This is a genomic window from Moraxella bovis (genome assembly GCF_025985205.1).
Classification (GTDB): Bacteria; Pseudomonadota; Gammaproteobacteria; order Pseudomonadales; family Moraxellaceae; genus Moraxella; species Moraxella bovis.
This window is the reverse complement of sequence record NZ_CP087840.1, coordinates 1,572,048-1,588,790: the sequence shown is the minus strand read 5'-3', so window position 1 is coordinate 1,588,790 and position 16,743 is coordinate 1,572,048. Positions and strand designations below refer to the sequence as shown.

Sequence of the window (16,743 nt, the reverse complement as noted above, 5' to 3'; positions counted from 1 at the left end):
TTAATGCTCTTGCCATTCAACCTTACTAAAATCCACCCCTTCTTTAAACATATCCCATAGGGGTGACAGCTCACGAAGTTTGTTTACCGCATCGGTGATTTGGGCAAGCACACGGTCAATGTCTTCATCGGTGGTATAGCGACCGATACTAAAACGAATGGACGAGTGAGCCAGTTCATCAGGGCGTCCGATTGCTCTTAGCACATAGGAGGGTTCTAAGGTTGCTGACGTACACGCCGAACCAGACGACACCGCCAAATCTTTTAGGCTCATCATTAGGCTCTCGCCTTCGATGAAGTTAAAGCTCACGTTTAGGATATTGGGAATGCCATGCTCAAAACTGCCGTTCAAATAAATCTCTTCAATGCCTTGCAAGCCATTCCACAGCTTATCACGCAGGCGAGTGATGTGGGCGTGGTCTTCATCAAAACGAGCAACCGACAAGGCAAACGCCTCGCCCATGCCAACAATCTGATGAGTAGCAAGCGTACCAGAACGCATACCACGTTCATGCCCACCGCCATGCTGTTCGGCTTTGATACGCACACGGGGCTTACGGCGAACATACAACGCACCAATCCCCTTAGGACCGTAGATTTTGTGTCCTGAAAAGCTCATCAAATCAACTTTTAGCTCTTCTAGGTTAATCTTGATTTTGCCAACGGCTTGGGCAGCGTCCACATGGAACAATACACCCTTAGCACGGGTAATCTCGCCAATCTTGGCAATGTCTGTTACCGTGCCAAGCTCGTTGTTTACCGCCATAAGGCTGACCAAAATCGTATCGGGGCGAATGGCTTCTTCTACCTGCTCGGGCGTGATAATCCCTGTGGCTTCTTGGGGGATAAGATAGGTAACTTCAAAGCCTTCTTCTTCTAATTGACGGCAGGTATCTAAGATTGCTTTGTGTTCAATCTTTGATGTGATGATGTGCTTGCCTTTTTGATGATAAAAATGAGCCACACCTTTTAGGGCTAAGTTGTCCGACTCGGTCGCCCCACTGGTAAACACAATCTCACGGGGATCGGCACCGACCGTCTCGGCAATCTGCAAACGGGCATTTTCTACCGCTTCTTCGGCTTGCCAACCAAAGCCGTGCGAGCGACTGGCAGGGTTACCAAAAATCCCGTCAAAGGTCATGTATTTGACCATTTTGTCGGCGACTTCTTGGGTGACTGGCGTGGTGGCGGCATAATCTAAATAAATAAGTGATGACTGGCTCATGCTGGATTGACCCCTAAGTTAATTGTATTGATTGAATTGGTTTTGTCGTTTTTCTCGCCAGAGATTTTTTGTTGTTGGCGGTCGGCGATGTACCCTGTGTGCTTGGATTCTAAAAGTTGGGCTAGGGTAACATTGCTCAGATAGGCTTCGATGTGGTTGGATAAATCATGCCACAGGTCGTGCGTTAGGCACATCTCGCCATCTCGGCAGTCACCCTTGCCACCGCACTGCATGGCGTTAATGGACTCATCGACGGCGGTGATGATGCTCATGATGTCAATCTCGTCTAAGGGTTTGGCAAGATGATAACCGCCAGACGCCCCACGAGTACTGCTGACCAAGCCTTTTTTGCGTAGCTTTGAGAAAAGTTGTTCAAGATAAGAGATGGAGATGGATTGACGCTTTGCAATGTCAGACAAGGACACCGCCCCTTGATGGCGAATTTCTTGTACCGCCAAATCAAGTAGGGCAGTTACTGCATAGCGTCCACGAGTTGTCAATCGCATAATATGGTTTCCAAATTGCCTAGCCTAACGTTGATGGCAACTAAGCTAGGCGTGGGTAGATAATATGTGACTATTATAATAATTCCTAGTAATCCAGTCAAGATTATTTTTTATCAAAGTAATTGATTTTTGCCATTGATAAAATTCATCATAAATTTATCTTTTGAATTACTTGTCAAATATAGGGCGTGCCTGCCTTTGGTATTTACAATGAAAGATCTATTTCAAGCGTTAAGTTTTCACTACATCTTTTTAAAATGTTGTCAATGGTAGGCATGCCCCAACCCCAATCAAGCCAAAACTAAAAAGTGACATTTATCATAGCATGGCAGATGTGGTTTGCAATCCGACTAAAGGAGTAGGAATTGATATTTGGCGTTAGGGCAAAAAATCAAGTCAATAAAATAAATAACCAGTAAAATAAATAAAAAGGCGGAAAGTTCGCCTTTTTATGCGTAAAAAATAATCAAACAAAGTTCATGATGATGGCAACCAATGCGATGATGCCCACGACAACAAGGGCGATAAGGGTGCTTTTTTGTTTGCCTTGTAGTTCGATGAGAGCAGTATTTAGCTTGTGATTATGCATGGTTAGCTCATCAATGCGAGCAGACTGCTCGGCGATTTTGGCTTTGTAGTTTTCTTGTTTTTCGGCTTTTTGTTCGGGGGTGGGGGCAGGTTTGCCCTTGACTTTGCCCAGTAGATTTTGAATGACACCGCCCACGCCCAACTGCACCAAAAACGCCTTAAAATCATGCACATCTTCATGACTGCCACGAATTTGTAGCGACTCAACACTGCCACTGCTATGCGTGGTAATGGCATTGATGAGCTGAAAACTGTAAGCGTTTACCGTCATGTCGGGCGTGGTCTTGTCATTGGGCAGGCGGTCATCAAGTAGCACCCCGCGATAGCCAAATGTAGCATAAAACTGCACGTGAGGCAGGTAGGTACGAATGCAGACCACCGTACCACGCTCGGCAAGTGGGTAGGCAAGCTGTCGCAGTTTGGGGTCAAAGCGGAGAATTAGAGTGATGGCTGATTCTAAAAACACCAATAGAACATTTAACAGTCCACGAGAGACACCGCCATTATCGCCATCATCGGTGCGATAGGTTGGTTGTGGATTACTGGGTTTGGTGTTGTGAGTCGGCTGTGGGTCGGTCATGCGTGATTATCTGATCAAAAAATAATGCTAATGATAAAATGATATCCAAAAAAAGTAAACCACCTTAATGTAACCAATGCGTGATTTTTTGGTAAAAAAGGATGAAAGTAAGCTTTTATCGTAAATATCACGCCTTTGATGGGGTATTTTTGTAAAAAAGATAAAAATATTTTGCCATACCCCTTGTAAAATGGGCAATACCCTTATACAATGCACTCAAAATAAGCCCAAGCATGCAGCATGTGTTGTAGGCTTAGATTTGCTTTTGCTGACTTTATTGCTATTGCAAGACTTAGCAAATGTAAATTCATTTCACATTCTTATCATCAACACCATGAGGACAAATCATGAATAAATCAGAATTAGTAGATGCTGTTGCCAGCGAAGCAGGTCTTACCAAAGAGCAAGCCACCAAAGCCATTAATGCTTTTACTTCTAGCGTACAAGGTGCCTTGGAGCGTGGTGATGACGTGGTATTGGTTGGTTTTGGTACTTTTAGCGTTAAAGAGCGTGCTGCTCGTACAGGTCGCAACCCTAAGACTGGTGAGCCACTACAAATCGCTGCCAGCAAAGTGCCTGGATTTAAAGCAGGTAAAGGTCTAAAAGACGCGGTAAATCCTACCGAAAAATCCGCTAAAAAAGGCAAAAAATAATTTTAACATCGTTAAAATGTTTAAAAAATAAACTAACCCCCAATTCTCATCCCGCAATCTAGCATTAATTGCTGAGTTAAGATGGGGGTTAGTTTATTATTAGACTTTGGTTGGATCTAGTTGGGCTAAGTTTCTGTGCTTAACGGAACTTGGTTCTTTTGGTATAGAGCGTACCTGTCTTTGGTGTTTGCAATGACAAGCAAAATTTAGTCATTTTTCATGCAAAAACACCATTTTATTCCTATGAAATTTCTAAATGTTAAAATGTGTTATAAAGTTTCAACACGCCCTAATCAATACGCTCAATGCTGACATTGCCCACGCCTTTTTGGGTTAGCCCAATGGCTTTGGCGGCACCATAAGACAAATCCAAGATACGGTTGGCTTGGGCAGGGCGGTCATTGACTTTAACGACGACAGATTTGCCGTTGTCCTTATTGGTGACTTTGATGTAGCAGTTCATCGGTAAGGAGCTGTGAGCGGCGGTCATGGCATTCATGTCAAAGGTTTCGCCACTGGCGGTGGGTTTGCCATGGAACTGGCGACCGTACCATGATGCCATGCCTGATTGTTTAAATTTGCTGACGGTATTAGAAGCAACGGCAGAGAGCTGTCCTAGCATGTCTGAGTCTTTTTGAGAGTCACTCTTAGCATCCTTGATTAAAGAGCTTGACAACGTCAATGAAGTGTTGTCACGAGTGGATTTGACAAGGCTTGATGCGTTATTGTGCTGACGGCTAAGCTCGCCCAATACTTTATCAATATTGGCACTTGTATTTGCCGCATTGACCGCTTGAACAGGAGCGACTGTTGCTAGGGTTGTTGCAAGTGCAATCGCACCAGTTTTTAGATATTTCATGTGAGAACCTATAAAGGAATTATTCATACTTACAAAAGCAATGATGGCATTCTGGTGGGTTAATGATTGGTGTTAAGTCAATTTAAGCAAGCCAATCGTTAGTTATCTTAATAACATGGGGGTTTTTCTTTATTTTGCAAGATTGTTTTATAAGTCACTTTACAAATTTGCAAAAGTTAAAATGAAATCCGTCCCATGATAATAAAATTAATTGTTGCAAGTTTTATGCCAAATAACCACAATGATGTTATTGTTTTTAAAAATAGGTAGTAATCCAAAAAGTATGCTATAACAAAAACTAAAAAGACAACTTGCACAAAAGTTGGTAATTTACGGTTATGAAGACACAAATTACCATTACTTGCACAAGTTGCCTGTCGGTTAGTATAAAGAAAAATGGCATAGAAAGCTATGGCAAACAGAGCTATTTTTGCAAAGATTGTCATAGACAGTTTGTTCATCATTTACAGCTTACTGACAAAGGTTGTCAATCTTACATCAATGACAAAATACGCTTAATGTCAGCTTGTGGTTGTCGTATTGCTGACATTGTGATACTTGAACAAGTCAGTAAGGGTAAAGTATTTAGCGTGCTTGCAAACAGTAATCACCAAATCAAACCAAGACAAAAGCATTACAATACCTTAAAGATAGATGAGTTTAGGTATGAGTTTTAACAAAATTGCTTGTGATGATTGGGACAGCTTTCTTGTTGCTTTTAAGCACTCTATCAAACAAGTGGGCAAACGCTTTACCGTTGGTATTGAAGGCAACAACACAAGGCTTAGAGCCTTTGTTAGGCGAGCATTTAGAAAAATGTTGTTTCTCTAAAAACCTAACCAATCATCTTAAAGCATTTGACTTGGTGTTTCATTATATCAACCATGGGTGGGTGTAGCATACTTTTTGGACTAGAGCCGATTTAAAGAGTTACACCCAACCAACTTGATATTTACCACGGGTTTGTAGGGGTATGCTGAGCACACCCTTTGATGATATTACTATACAAGGCGTGCTCAGCACGCCCCTACGTCCACACATCATTGTATTTGTAGTAATTTTAAAGTTTCTTGGGTGTAAGTTAAAATTCTTAAAATTTATACAATTAAGTGGTCGGATTGTTTTTCATAATAAACACTTGCTTGATAGAAAACTCACAACCTTTGTTTTTCCCTTGAAAAACGTGCGATTTCCCTGCTTTTTCTAATAGGCATTTTTCATTGTAAATACCAAAAGCAGGCACGTCCTAAAATTTAACCGAGTTTCTTTTTCTTAATCAGCACCAACACCGCTCCATTACCGCCATCATTGGCAGGGGCAGAGACAAACGCCATGACATCGCTGATTTGGCGTAACCAACCATTGACACAGGTTTTGATGATGGCATCTGTGCCTTTGCCGTGGACGATTTTGACCACGGTTTCGCCATGTTTGACCGCATTGGTGATGATGGTTTGGACGGCATCTCGGGCTTCATCAATGCTTGACCCGTGCAAATCTACCGCATCATACCAACGCAGTTTGCCTTGTCTTAGCTGTTCAAAGACTTTATTTTGCAAAGTGGGGTGTTTGTAGCTTAAAAATGCTTCGCCCGCCACGGGGTTTAGCAGGGCTTGCATGTCGGATAAACTGGCTTGGGTTAGCTCATCAGTCCCTTCGGCATTGGCACGGCGAAATAGGGCGGTGGGGTCTTTGGGGTCGGTTTTTTTGGCGTGATTGACCGACTTTTCATGTTTTAGGGGGCGGACACCGCTCATCGCTTGCATGAATAACACTTTATCATCGTCAATCAGCTCACTGCCAAAGCGTTTGACGTGCTGGGCGACTTCTTTTTTACCCATGACATTGGCGGTGGTGGGCTTGCCGTTGCTGTCGGTCTCGGACTTGGTGGATGATTTACCGCCCATTTCTTTGAGTTGGGTTTGGGCGTCTTTGGAGAGTAAGTCTTTAAATGTAGTCATGATGATACCTGTCGCTAATAGATGAGTGATTAAAAATAAATGAGTGATTAAGCCATGGGTTTGATTTTTTGCTTGATAAAGCTGATGACAATCGGCAACACACTAAATCCGATAATGCCAAAAATCACATAAGTAAAATTATCCTTGATGACAGGCTGGTTGCCAAAAAAATAGCCAAGCAGAACAAAGGATGTAATCCACAAAAATCCACCAATGACGTTATAACTGATAAACCGCTTATAATTCATAGTCCCTGCCCCTGCCACAAAGGGGGCAAAGGTGCGAGCAAAAGGCAAAAAGCGGGCGAAAATCACAGTTTTGCCACCGTGTTTTTCAAAAAATGCTTGGGTTTTAAATAGGTATTCTTTGTTAATAAAACGGTAGTTTTTTTCAAATACCTTTGGACCGATGTATTTGCCAATATGATAATTGAGTGTATCGCCAAGTACTGCTGCCACAAACAATAGGGCGATAAGCAAGGCAGGATTTAGCTCGCCTGTAAATGCCGCCAATGCCCCCACTGCGAACAGCAAACTGTCCCCCGGCAGAAAAGGCATGACCACCAAGCCTGTCTCCACAAAAATAATCAAAAACAAAATGCCATAAATCCACATTCCATAATCCGCCAAAAAGAAGGCTAAGTGTTCGTCAATGTGCAAAATAAAATCAAAAAGTTGTAAAATGATGTCCATGTAGCCAGACCATGAAAAGGGAATAAAAGCGGATAATTATAACATATTTTGGTGTAGCATTGGTATTTTGTGCTGAACAAATGTAAAAAGCTGGATTAAAATCATTATGACAACATAGAGCGTATAACAATTGTTTTGATGAGTTGTGTCAAATTTTAGGGTTGATGGGTGCATTTATACCAAAGGAGCTTTAAAAGTGATTTAAACAAATCATTACACTATATAGATAAAATTGTGATTTGCTCCTACAAAATCGTATTAATTTTTTGTTTAGTTGGTTTATGGAGATATGGCTTTTGAATTTGTGCGGTGTGGCTAAACCAAAATTCCCCAATCTAAACAATGTGTCATATCATTGATGGATGGGGGAATTTTGAGTTTTGTTGGTTTTAATGTCATTGAGATGACAATATCGCAAGTGGCACTTAAAATGAATATTGCAATTTAAAACCAACCTCGTTAGTTTGGTTTTTGGGCTCGCTATAGGTTGCTACACCTGAATCGCCGTTTTCATCAGTTTCAACACGTTCAAAAGTACTAGAAGTGGGGACACGCCAACCACGATAATAAGGAGTATAACTGATTTTGGTTTGATTAGAAAATTGTTTGCTGATGGGTAATTCTATTTCAAAGCCACGAGCATTGTGTTGTTTTAAGGCGACGGTGCCATCACTCAAATAAGAGTATTGGCGACCGTAAATGCCTTGATTGTAAGCGATTTTTGGTGTAAATTCAAATCCATGAGCAAGCCCCACTTTTGCACCCAAGCCTATTTGTGTGTAGGCGGTTTTGTTTTTTCTATTGTAATCCTCTGAATCTATGCGAGCACTTAAATCTTGTAAAACACGGTATCCCAAGCCAGACTCACCAATAATGCTGACATTGGGGCGAATCGATTTTTCATAAACATATAATGAACGAATATCATAAGAGCGACGAGGTGCACCTTTTTGATGAACTGAACCGTAGGGGGTGCCTTCAGGGTTTTCTGAACTGGGATTCTCTCCGCCTGTATAATCAACTTTACCTTTGGCGTATCTACCTTCTATTTTGATGGCATCTTTTTCATTAAAATGGTATTTGATAGAGCCGTTAAATGCGTTTAAGTTTCCTTGTTGTTGCATGAAACGTTCGCCGTTTTCATATTCTCGGTAGGTTTCCTGATAACGCTCAACACCCAAACTGAACTCGACTGGGTTTTTTGCGTGTGTCAAGGATGTGTATAATGCCCCACTTGCAATGAGGGCGATGGTTGTGATTTTTTGCATGGTTTACCTCACAATTGGATGAGTAAAAAAAGTTGTTGGGGCGTGTTTAACGAGGTTATTTGATGAATTTAAGATAAATTATTGATAATAAAATCATTTTTTTATTTTAGATGTCAAAAATAATAATGCATGCCCCGATGTGGTTGTGTTTTTGGAATGAATAAAACATAACCTTATTATTAGTGTGGAATATTATAGCATAATAAATCAATAAGTGTCAACATGTGAACGATTAAAATAAAATGTCAATATGGTAATCGTTTGCCAATGATGTGATTGATGTGTCCTACTTCTTGGCATTAATAATGCCACTTGCCACGATGATGACAATGCCTAGCAATGCCCATGTGTCAAGTCGTTCACCAAGCCACATCACCCCAAACATCATCGCAAACACCACGCCAAGATAGGACAGTGTCGCCACGACAAATTTTTGCCCAACTTGATAGGCATAAGTCATCAAAAGTTGCCCTGCTAGGGCGGTAACGCCAATGCCAACAATATAAGGCAGACTTGCTAGGCTCACAGGCGTAAAGCCAAAATACCACGCCAAAACGCCTGATGTCAGCGTGGATAATAATGAAAAATAAAACACAATCCGCCACGCAGGCTCGCCAAGTAAAGACAGCTCTCGCACTTGCAGATACGCATAACCGCTAATCGCCCCATTACCTAGTCCCACGAGCATGGCAAAGGTGTCGCCCCCACCGCTCGGTCTTAGCAAAATAAGCACGCCAACAAAGCCCAAGGTAAGCGATGGCCAATTTATGAGCGTGGGTTCTTGCTTTAAAATAATACTGGATAACAGCCCCAAAAACAGGGCAGATGTGTTTTGTAGGCTGCTTGCGGTGGCAAGGGGCAGGTGCAAAATGATATAAAAATTCATAAGCAAGGCAACCGAACCTGCCAGCGACCGCCAAAAATGCTCCTTTGGATAAGCCGTGCGAAAATCTCGCCCTTTAACCCATGAAAATCCACCAACCACAATCAGCGAAAACAGCACCCGCCAAAAGGTCAGCTCATAGGTGCGCATGGCAAATTTTTGCCCTGCAAATTTGATAAAAAATCAGCACAATGGCAAATGACAGGCATGAGAGCACCATATAAAATGAGCCAAAAACGAGCCTTGATTGGGATTAGTGGGATTAGACATGGTTTTTAGTTTTAAGTTGTGATTTAAAAGCGTTATAAAGGACAGGCATGTCCTAGCGTGATTCATTTGGCAATCCACCCACCGCTTGATATACCGCTATCCAATTAAGCACTTGATTGATGGTATTATTAGTTAGGGCGGTCTGGCTTTGGCGGTAGGTTTCTTGGTGTTCTACCCACTCTTTGGTGGAAATGAGTCCCAATTCATGGCGTTTTTGTTGATGAGTCAATTGCTCTTTTGCCAATTTTTGAGCGGTTAATAAAACATCGTGATTGTTTTTGCCATTTTGCCAAGCATTTAATTTTTGTTGTACGTCATTTAGGGCTTTATGAGTCGTGTCTTGATAGTTTAAGGTGGCGATATACTCATCAATCTGGACGATGTTGATGTTGTGCTGGTATTCTTTATAATTAAGTTGGGGGATATTTAACGAAACACCCCAATTTAAGACAGGCACTTTTAATAAGTCGAGTAAATTGGGCGATTGGGCGGTCGCCCCTGCACTAAACACAAGGGTGGGATATTGATTTTTTTGTAGTAGATTTGTTTGTTCGAGACTAATTGCCAATCGCCAAAGCAAGGCTTGCAAATCAGGGCGGTTTAATATTGCATTGGCATTGATGTGATAAAAATCATGGGGAATTTTTGGGATTTGGTGCTGATTTTTTAGGGTGGTAGGTAATTTATCCCTATCAACATGAGCCAATAATGAAAGGTTTGCCAAACTGTCATTTTTTTGATGCTCTAAAATTAGGGTGGTTTGTTTTAGATTGTTTAGGGTTTGTTCGATGGCAACCAAATCGGCTCTGGCAATTAGCCCTAAATCAACTTGCTTTTTTAGATATTGGTGTTGTTTTTGTTGAAAGGCTTGGGCTTTTTGTGCGTCCATAAGTTTTTGGTTAACGCCAATCAAGTTGATATATTCTCGCACGGCATTGGCACTTAGGCTCAAAAACAACGCTTGGCGGTCGGCTTGGACGGCATGGGTCTCCCATTCGGTTAGATTTTGTTGTAATTGCAATTTTCCCCACAAATCCACCTCCCAACTGGCACCCAGATTAACGTCAAAGCCTCGTGAATGCGTGGTTTCGCCCATTGATAGCGATTTTTGGGTTTGGCGGTTGGCGCCAGCTTGGCTATTTATCAAAAATCGCTCTTGAGATTTTTGTTGGTTAAGCAAGGATTTTTGTAGGGTTAATGTCGCCACCGACAATTCGTGATTGTGCTTGACGACCTTTTTCATATAATCATTTAACACCTCATCGCCAAACACCGTCCACCAATCGTGATGACAAATGGGGTCATCAATCGTCAAACAATAGGCGGTATTGTCCACCATGATGGGCGTGGGGGCGGTGGGTTTGGGTGGTGAGGTGCTTTGACAAGCGGTTAGGGTAATGATGCCTGTGATGATAATTAGCTGTTTGATATTATTCATTATTTATCCTTTGTTTAATGCTTCGATGGGATTTAGTTTTGCCCCTTTATGAGCAGGCATTAGCCCAAAAACAAGCCCAATCAGGCTAGCACAACCCACCGCAAGGGCGATGGAAGTTGCCGAGAAAATGACTTTAATGTCAAAGAGTTGTAACAATCCACCAAGCCCAAACGCCAAAAGCACCCCAAGCACACCGCCCAACGCACACACCACCATCGCCTCGATGAGAAACTGCCAAACGATGTCGCCATAAGTTGCCCCTACCGCCATACGCACGCCAATCTCGCCTGTGCGTTCGGTAACGGAGACAAGCATGATGTTCATCACGCCAATCCCACCAACCAGTAGCGAGATGACTGCAATCGCCCCGATGAGCAGGGTCAAGGATTGGGCGGTTTTTTCGACCGTTTTGGCAAGGCTGTCGCTGTTAAATAGGGTAAAGTCTTTTTTGCCGTGCCGTTGGGTTAAAAGCTGGCTGATGCTTTCGCTGGCAAGGGCGGACGACTCGTTTGGTTTTAGTAGTACCGTAATGCTGTTTAGGCGTGGCGACTCGCCTGCAAAGCGGGCTTGGTAGGTACGATAGGGAAGCCATACTTTGAGATTGCGGTCAAAATTGCCCTCAATGCCATTGTATTTAAATACGCCCACCACTTTGGTGGGTACACCATTTAAGATGAGAATTTGCCCTAAGGCGTTGTTTTGTTTGAAAAAAGCTTGTTTGGTTTTTTCGCTGATGATGACGTTTTGGCTAAAATTATCCAAATCACTTTGGCGAAACATACCCCCTGCGATAAACTGCACATTTTGCAAACGATGATGGTTTAGCCCCACGCCGTCCACCTGCACGCCTTTGCTGTGATTGCCAACTTGGGCGGTCATACTCATGCTCAAATCTGGCGAGGTACTGGCGACAGAGGGTAATGTTTCGAGTGCATACATGTCATCAAAGGTCAAATCATTGGGCGGTGTGGTGTCGTCCTCGTTGTCACCACCCATAAAGACGCTGATGGTTGATGAGCCCATGCTGTTGATTTGGTTTAAAATTTGCTGTTTTGAGCCGTTGCCAAGTGCCACGATGAGTACCACAGAGGCGATGCCAATGATGATGCCAAGCATGGTCAAAAGCGTTCTCATTTTGCTGGCAAGCATGGTCAAAACCGCCATGTGAAAAGCCTCTTTGATACGACCGATGGCTTGAAAATTTAGCGTACGATGAGTGTTTTGTTGAAAATCTTGGGTGGTGTTTGCAGTATTATTGCTGTTGTTGTCATCGCTGATGATTTGACCGTCTGCGATGGTGATGATACGGCTGGCACTTTGGGCGATTTTGGGGTCGTGGGTTACTAGGATAATCGTGTGTCCCTCACGATTTAACTCGGTCAAAATTGCCATGACATCACGGCTACTTTGGCTGTCCAACGCCCCTGTGGGTTCGTCCGCAAAGATGATTTGCCCGCCATTCATCAAGGCACGAGCGATAGATACTCGCTGTTGTTGTCCGCCTGAGAGCTGATTGGGATAATGGTCGAGGCGTTGTTCTAGCCCCAGTTTGGCAAGTAGGGCTTGGGCTTTTTGCTCACGAGTTTTTTGACTCACCCCTGCATAGATGGCAGGCATGGCGACATTGGCGGTGGCGTTGAGACTGCTAAGTAATTGATAACGCTGAAAAATAAAACCAAACTTATCTCGTCTTAGGCTTGCCAACTGCTCGCCGTTCATCTCTTGGGTGCAAAGACCGTCAATCCGATACTCGCCTGATGTCGGCGTATCTAGACACGCCATGATGTTCATGAGCGTGGATTTGCCAGAGCCTGATTGCCCCACGATGGCGACCATTTCTCCTCTATAAATATCAAGGTCAATACCTTTTAACACTTCTAGGGAGTCATCACCAAAAGCAAAGCTTTTTTTGATGTTTTTTAGTGATAAAATGGGTGTTGCCATGTCATAGCCCCATGCTGACACTTTCGACCGTGCCGTCTGAGGTGGCGACCACCACTTTTTCGCCCTGTGTTAGTCCTGATAGCACTTCGGTAGAGAGCTTGTCGTTGATGCCTGTTTTGATGGTGCGAGTCTCGATGGTGGGGGTGGAGCTGTGTTCATCATCAATGACTTGTACCTCAAAGGTGTCATCAGAGAGCTGTTTGCCAAGTGCGGTCATGGGAATGGTGAGTACTTGCTCTTTTTTGTCAATGGTGACAGTAACGTTTGCGGTCATGCCGATAAAGAGTTCATGGTCGGGGTTTGGGACACTGAGCAGTCCATAATAATACACCGCCCCTGATTGAGCAGTGGTATCAGTGGGGAATAATTCTAAATCTTGGAGCTTGGCCTCAAACTGTCGATTTGGTAAGCCCAAAATAGTAAAGTGGGCATTCATGCCTGTTTTTAGCTTGGGAATGTCCGCTTCGGAGAATTTGGCTTTGATTTGCACCGTATCAATCTGAGCCAGCCTGATGATGGTTGGCGATGACTGCATGGCGTTGATGTTTTGACCCTCTTTGGTAACGACCGCTACCACCACACCATCCATGGGGGCGGTAATGCGAGTATATGCCAGATTGGTTTTGGCGGTGGCGATTTTGAGTTTGGCTTGCTCAAGCTGAGCCATGCTTGCACTTAGCTCTTTTTGGGCGGTGGATAGGGCAGTTTTTGCTTTTGTGTAGTCTATTTTTGCTACCACGCCTGCTTGATAGCCTTGCTTTTGTTGGTTAAATTCATGCTCGATTTGAGCAAGCTGGATTTTTTTGATGTCGTGCTGAGCAAGCAAGGATTTGTAGCTTGCCTCATCATCTTTTAGGGCATTTTTTTGCTGAGTGGCATCGATATCGGCGATGGGTTCACCTTTTTTGACCCGTTGTCCTAGCTTAACGTGCAGTCTGTCCACACGCCCCGTTGCCTGAGCCCCCACGTCAATCAGCTCCTCAGCATAGACTTGACCGCCTGCGATGACAGTACTCTCGATGTTGGCAAACCCAGCGGTGTGCGTGAGGTATTGCTGTTTTGGCGGTTGTTTTTGATAAAAAAAGAAAGTAGCACACGCCACTCCAATCATCAAAATGATGATAAAAATCAAGGGTTTTTTGAATTTTTTGTTTGTCATAATGTATGATGTTAAATGAATAGCATTGCTATTATACAAAAAAATTCACCATAATAAAAGTATGGGATTGTTATGTTTTGACTGTGAGTAATGGCTTAAAGATAGGTTGAGCTGGGTTTGATTTTTCAAGCAAAAACAGGCGGTGTACTTTACAGGTTGGATGGTTGTAAAAGGTCGGGTATTTTTTACTGTATTTGGTCTAATAAAGCCAAAGAATACCCAACACAATCAGGAAGTTAGTGGGATTATCTAGTGTGTGCTCTGATTTGAGTATTTTGGTATTAGATTGCCGTCAGTCCACATCATTCATCACGGCGTAAGTATCCATGCCGATATCGCCGTGCAACTTTGGCAAATCAAGCAGTACCAATGCCCCAAGCACGTTATGCCCCGCTTGCTCGCACAGAAGTTTGCTTGCTTTTAACGTTCCGCCAGTGGCAAGCACGTCATCAACCAGTAGCACTTTGGATTTGGGGGCGTCTGCTTTGATTTCTAGGGTGTCGGTGCCGTATTCTAGGTCATAGCTTTGGCGATGGACAGGGGGTGGCAGTTTGCCAGCTTTGCGAATGAGCAGGAGCGGTTTGCCAGTACGTCCTGATAGCAGACTGCCGATGACAAAGCCCCGTGCTTCGGTGGTGGCAAAGCATTCTACTTCATCAATCATGCCATCGGGCAGGGCGTTTAAAAGCTCGTTAATGAGTTCATCAACATGCCATAATAGGGGCGTGATGTCATAAAAATCAATGTCTGCTTTGGGAAAATTGGGAACGGTGCGAATGATTTGCCAAAAAGGATGTGAGTGTTTCATAAGTTGTCTTTAAAAAGTTGCCTTTAAATTTAAAAATTAATACTTTAATCTCAACTTAAAGTTACAACTTATTGATTTTTCAATGATTGTTTTTCGGGTTGTAGGGGTGAATTGCAATTCGCCCTTGATAAATCAATCACTTATACAAGTTGAGAATAGGGTGATTAATACGTCTTAAAATTGCCATAAAAAAGCACGAATAAAATCCGTGCTTTCCATTATTATAACAAATAACCATGTAATTGGCAAATTTGTCCGCAACACTTACATGGTATAAGTGGGTTTGGTGGATTCTACTTCACCGGCAAGCAGTCGCTCGATTTCGTTTTTGAGTTTTAGGCTGTTAGGGTCGGTACCAAACTGCATGCCAAAACCAGCAGGCTTACTGGGCGTGCCTTTTTCATTAAGCCACACGATTTTGCCGTTAAGCGGATAGCGTTCGGTAGAGCTGGGTAGGGTAAATGCCACGAACACGTCTTCGCCAAGGCTGTGCTTTCTGGCACTCGGCACAAAAATACCACCATGAGTGACAAAAGAGAGATAACTGCTGTATAGGGTTTGGGTGTCAGCGATATTGCAGGTTAGAATACCGCCACGAACAGGCATTGCCATAGCTTTTCCTAAAAATCAAAAAATAAAACCAATTTTATCATCAACACCATGATTTGGCAAAACTGACCGCCAAAAGGTAGATTTTTGGGGGTCAAATGTGATGATGTTAGGGGGTTTGGTTGGTGTTACCTGCCTCGGCTTCATCGGTAGGCAGACCTAGACCGATACGGCGTGTGTTGCGTGTGTCGGCAGGTTTTGGTGTGGCGATGTCGGCACTTTCAGGGCTTGCTTGGGGTAGGGCAAGGGCTTGGGCGGAGGTGATGATTTGTGTGTGTGTCGCACCGTCATACTGACCGCCTTGATAGGTGGGGGTGTCTTTGGCACGTCCAAATCTACCAAAACTTATCGATGACAAGGCTTTTTTGGCAAAAGATTGGCTGTTGCCGATATTGACCTGCCTATTTGCCCCAAGGTATTGGGGGTAGTTGATTTGGAGTAGGGTTTTGTATTGGTTGGCGGTGTCGGTCAGTCCCAACTGCTCATTGCTGTGTGCTAAGATGGCGATGGCTTCTGGCACACCGTCCGATTGGGGGAAGTACTGAAACACCCACTTGGCACGGTTGGCGGCGGCGACATAAGCATCACGCTTGACATACCAACGAGCGGCGACCAGTTCATGCTCGGCAAAGTCGTTATAAATCGCTCTCATACGCTGGGCAGCATCAGGAGCGTAGGCACTGTTTGGGAAGTGCTTGATGAGATTGGAAAAATCCTGGAATGCCAAACGCAGGTAAGATACATCACGTTGGGACTGGTCAAGGTTAAATAAGCGGGAGGCTTTGGGAGCCCCGCCCATGTTGGTTACGCCTTGGACGTATAGAGCATAATCAACATGGCGACTGGTTGGATAGGAGCGGATAAATTCGGCAGTGCTTTTGGTTACCGATTCAAAGTCGTTGGCACGATATTGGGCATAAATCAAATCCAGCAACGCCTGCTCGGCATATTGCCCTGTCGGATAAAACGTGCGTAAGCTATTTAACGCACTCATGGCTTCGTTATAACGGTTTTTTTCAAGGGCGGCTTGGGCGGTTTTATAATAGCCTAGCTCGGACTGTTCGGCACTTTGTACAACTTCACTGTCTTTTTTGCCAATGCCTTTTAGGGTGGAGCAACCAGAAAGTAGCACGGCAGATGTCATGATGGCGGTTAGGGTAAGTTTGGCAGTTTTGTTCATTTTTTGTCCAAATTACAATAAAAATTTGAAATAGTTTACCACAAAATTTTAAGAATGAACAACACCAAAATAAAATCGACGATTTTTAACAAAAAATGCTAAAATGGCTTATTTTTTCCAA

15 protein-coding genes and 1 pseudogene are annotated in these 16,743 nt (G+C 43.5%); 2 read left to right on the top strand and 14 right to left on the bottom strand.

Annotated features, from left to right (window positions below; all coding sequences use genetic code 11):
- From LP107_RS07790 to LP107_RS07780, 3 genes are all read right to left on the bottom strand, one after another.
- The gene (locus LP107_RS07790; RefSeq protein WP_078275271.1) at nt 1-1,224 is read right to left on the bottom strand and encodes an IscS subfamily cysteine desulfurase; all 1,224 of its coding nucleotides are present in this window, start codon (nt 1,222-1,224) and stop codon (nt 1-3) included.
- Nucleotides 1,221-1,730: an Rrf2 family transcriptional regulator gene (locus LP107_RS07785; RefSeq protein WP_078275272.1), complete on the bottom strand. Its 510-nt coding sequence runs from the start codon at nt 1,728-1,730 to the stop codon at nt 1,221-1,223. The genes LP107_RS07790 and LP107_RS07785 overlap by 4 nt, the downstream gene beginning before the upstream one ends.
- Before the next feature lie 466 nt (nt 1,731-2,196).
- Nucleotides 2,197-2,898: a hypothetical protein gene (locus LP107_RS07780; RefSeq protein ID WP_228157806.1), complete on the bottom strand. Its 702-nt coding sequence runs from the start codon at nt 2,896-2,898 to the stop codon at nt 2,197-2,199.
- Nucleotides 2,899-3,245: 347 nt separating this feature from the next.
- Between LP107_RS07780 and LP107_RS07775 the strand changes: the two genes are divergently transcribed.
- Nucleotides 3,246-3,551 (top strand): HU family DNA-binding protein, encoded by a 306-nt coding sequence (locus tag LP107_RS07775; RefSeq protein WP_029102137.1) that lies wholly within the window; start codon nt 3,246-3,248, stop codon nt 3,549-3,551.
- A gap of 289 nt (nt 3,552-3,840) precedes the next feature.
- Here the strand turns inward: LP107_RS07775 and LP107_RS14370 are convergent, their stop codons facing one another.
- Nucleotides 3,841-4,410 carry a septal ring lytic transglycosylase RlpA family protein gene (locus tag LP107_RS14370; RefSeq protein WP_078275273.1) on the bottom strand — a complete coding sequence of 190 codons (570 nt, stop codon included), beginning with the start codon at nt 4,408-4,410 and terminating at the stop codon, nt 3,841-3,843.
- A gap of 338 nt (nt 4,411-4,748) precedes the next feature.
- Between LP107_RS14370 and LP107_RS07765 the strand changes: the two are divergent.
- Nucleotides 4,749-5,308: pseudogene (locus LP107_RS07765) on the top strand (IS1 family transposase).
- 355 nt (nt 5,309-5,663) lie between these two features.
- On the opposite strand, the gene LP107_RS07760 reads toward LP107_RS07765, so the two are convergent.
- From LP107_RS07760 to LP107_RS07715, 10 genes are all read right to left on the bottom strand, one after another.
- Nucleotides 5,664-6,371 carry a Smr/MutS family protein gene (locus LP107_RS07760; protein WP_078274205.1) on the bottom strand — a complete coding sequence of 236 codons (708 nt, stop codon included), beginning with the start codon at nt 6,369-6,371 and terminating at the stop codon, nt 5,664-5,666.
- Between the two features lie 47 nt (nt 6,372-6,418).
- Nucleotides 6,419-7,063 carry a DedA family protein gene (locus LP107_RS07755; RefSeq protein WP_078274206.1) on the bottom strand — a complete coding sequence of 215 codons (645 nt, stop codon included), beginning with the start codon at nt 7,061-7,063 and terminating at the stop codon, nt 6,419-6,421.
- A 425-nt stretch (nt 7,064-7,488) separates the two neighbouring features.
- Nucleotides 7,489-8,331, bottom strand: coding sequence for a hypothetical protein (locus LP107_RS07750; protein WP_078274207.1), 843 nt, complete (start codon nt 8,329-8,331; stop codon nt 7,489-7,491).
- 286 nt (nt 8,332-8,617) lie between these two features.
- The gene (locus LP107_RS07745) at nt 8,618-9,364 is read right to left on the bottom strand and encodes a DMT family transporter (RefSeq protein ID WP_264676257.1); all 747 of its coding nucleotides are present in this window, start codon (nt 9,362-9,364) and stop codon (nt 8,618-8,620) included.
- 172 nt (nt 9,365-9,536) lie between these two features.
- Nucleotides 9,537-10,922 (bottom strand): TolC family protein, encoded by a 1,386-nt coding sequence (locus LP107_RS07740; RefSeq protein ID WP_264676258.1) that lies wholly within the window; start codon nt 10,920-10,922, stop codon nt 9,537-9,539.
- A gap of 3 nt (nt 10,923-10,925) precedes the next feature.
- Nucleotides 10,926-12,866: a MacB family efflux pump subunit gene (locus tag LP107_RS07735; protein WP_078274211.1), complete on the bottom strand. Its 1,941-nt coding sequence runs from the start codon at nt 12,864-12,866 to the stop codon at nt 10,926-10,928.
- A 1-nt stretch (nt 12,867) separates the two neighbouring features.
- Nucleotides 12,868-14,025, bottom strand: coding sequence for an efflux RND transporter periplasmic adaptor subunit (locus tag LP107_RS07730; RefSeq protein ID WP_264676259.1), 1,158 nt, complete (start codon nt 14,023-14,025; stop codon nt 12,868-12,870).
- A 292-nt stretch (nt 14,026-14,317) separates the two neighbouring features.
- Complete coding sequence (locus tag LP107_RS07725) at nt 14,318-14,833, bottom strand: adenine phosphoribosyltransferase (RefSeq protein WP_078274212.1); 516 nt, start codon at nt 14,831-14,833, stop codon at nt 14,318-14,320.
- Nucleotides 14,834-15,097: 264 nt separating this feature from the next.
- Entirely contained in the window at nt 15,098-15,445 is a 348-nt protein-coding gene (locus tag LP107_RS07720) for a PilZ domain-containing protein (protein WP_112742204.1), read from the bottom strand.
- Between the two features lie 106 nt (nt 15,446-15,551).
- Nucleotides 15,552-16,622 (bottom strand): outer membrane protein assembly factor BamD, encoded by a 1,071-nt coding sequence (locus LP107_RS07715; RefSeq protein ID WP_264676260.1) that lies wholly within the window; start codon nt 16,620-16,622, stop codon nt 15,552-15,554.
- Nucleotides 16,623-16,743: the final 121 nt, after the last annotated feature.

Excerpts from the sequence above, each read along its gene's own strand:
- LP107_RS07790 (WP_078275271.1), bottom strand. The coding sequence starts at position 1,224 with ATGAGCCAGTCATCACTTATTTATTTAGATTATGCCGCCACCACGCCA.
- LP107_RS07785 (WP_078275272.1), bottom strand. The coding sequence starts at position 1,730 with ATGCGATTGACAACTCGTGGACGCTATGCAGTAACTGCCCTACTTGAT.
- LP107_RS07780 (WP_228157806.1), bottom strand. The coding sequence starts at position 2,898 with ATGACCGACCCACAGCCGACTCACAACACCAAACCCAGTAATCCACAA.
- LP107_RS07775 (WP_029102137.1), top strand. The coding sequence starts at position 3,246 with ATGAATAAATCAGAATTAGTAGATGCTGTTGCCAGCGAAGCAGGTCTT.
- LP107_RS14370 (WP_078275273.1), bottom strand. The coding sequence starts at position 4,410 with ATGAAATATCTAAAAACTGGTGCGATTGCACTTGCAACAACCCTAGCA.
- LP107_RS07760 (WP_078274205.1), bottom strand. The coding sequence starts at position 6,371 with ATGACTACATTTAAAGACTTACTCTCCAAAGACGCCCAAACCCAACTC.
- LP107_RS07755 (WP_078274206.1), bottom strand. The coding sequence starts at position 7,063 with ATGGACATCATTTTACAACTTTTTGATTTTATTTTGCACATTGACGAA.
- LP107_RS07750 (WP_078274207.1), bottom strand. The coding sequence starts at position 8,331 with ATGCAAAAAATCACAACCATCGCCCTCATTGCAAGTGGGGCATTATAC.
- LP107_RS07745 (WP_264676257.1), bottom strand. The coding sequence starts at position 9,364 with ATGCGCACCTATGAGCTGACCTTTTGGCGGGTGCTGTTTTCGCTGATT.
- LP107_RS07740 (WP_264676258.1), bottom strand. The coding sequence starts at position 10,922 with ATGAATAATATCAAACAGCTAATTATCATCACAGGCATCATTACCCTA.
- LP107_RS07735 (WP_078274211.1), bottom strand. The coding sequence starts at position 12,866 with ATGGCAACACCCATTTTATCACTAAAAAACATCAAAAAAAGCTTTGCT.
- LP107_RS07730 (WP_264676259.1), bottom strand. The coding sequence starts at position 14,025 with ATGACAAACAAAAAATTCAAAAAACCCTTGATTTTTATCATCATTTTG.
- LP107_RS07725 (WP_078274212.1), bottom strand. The coding sequence starts at position 14,833 with ATGAAACACTCACATCCTTTTTGGCAAATCATTCGCACCGTTCCCAAT.
- LP107_RS07720 (WP_112742204.1), bottom strand. The coding sequence starts at position 15,445 with ATGGCAATGCCTGTTCGTGGCGGTATTCTAACCTGCAATATCGCTGAC.
- LP107_RS07715 (WP_264676260.1), bottom strand. The coding sequence starts at position 16,622 with ATGAACAAAACTGCCAAACTTACCCTAACCGCCATCATGACATCTGCC.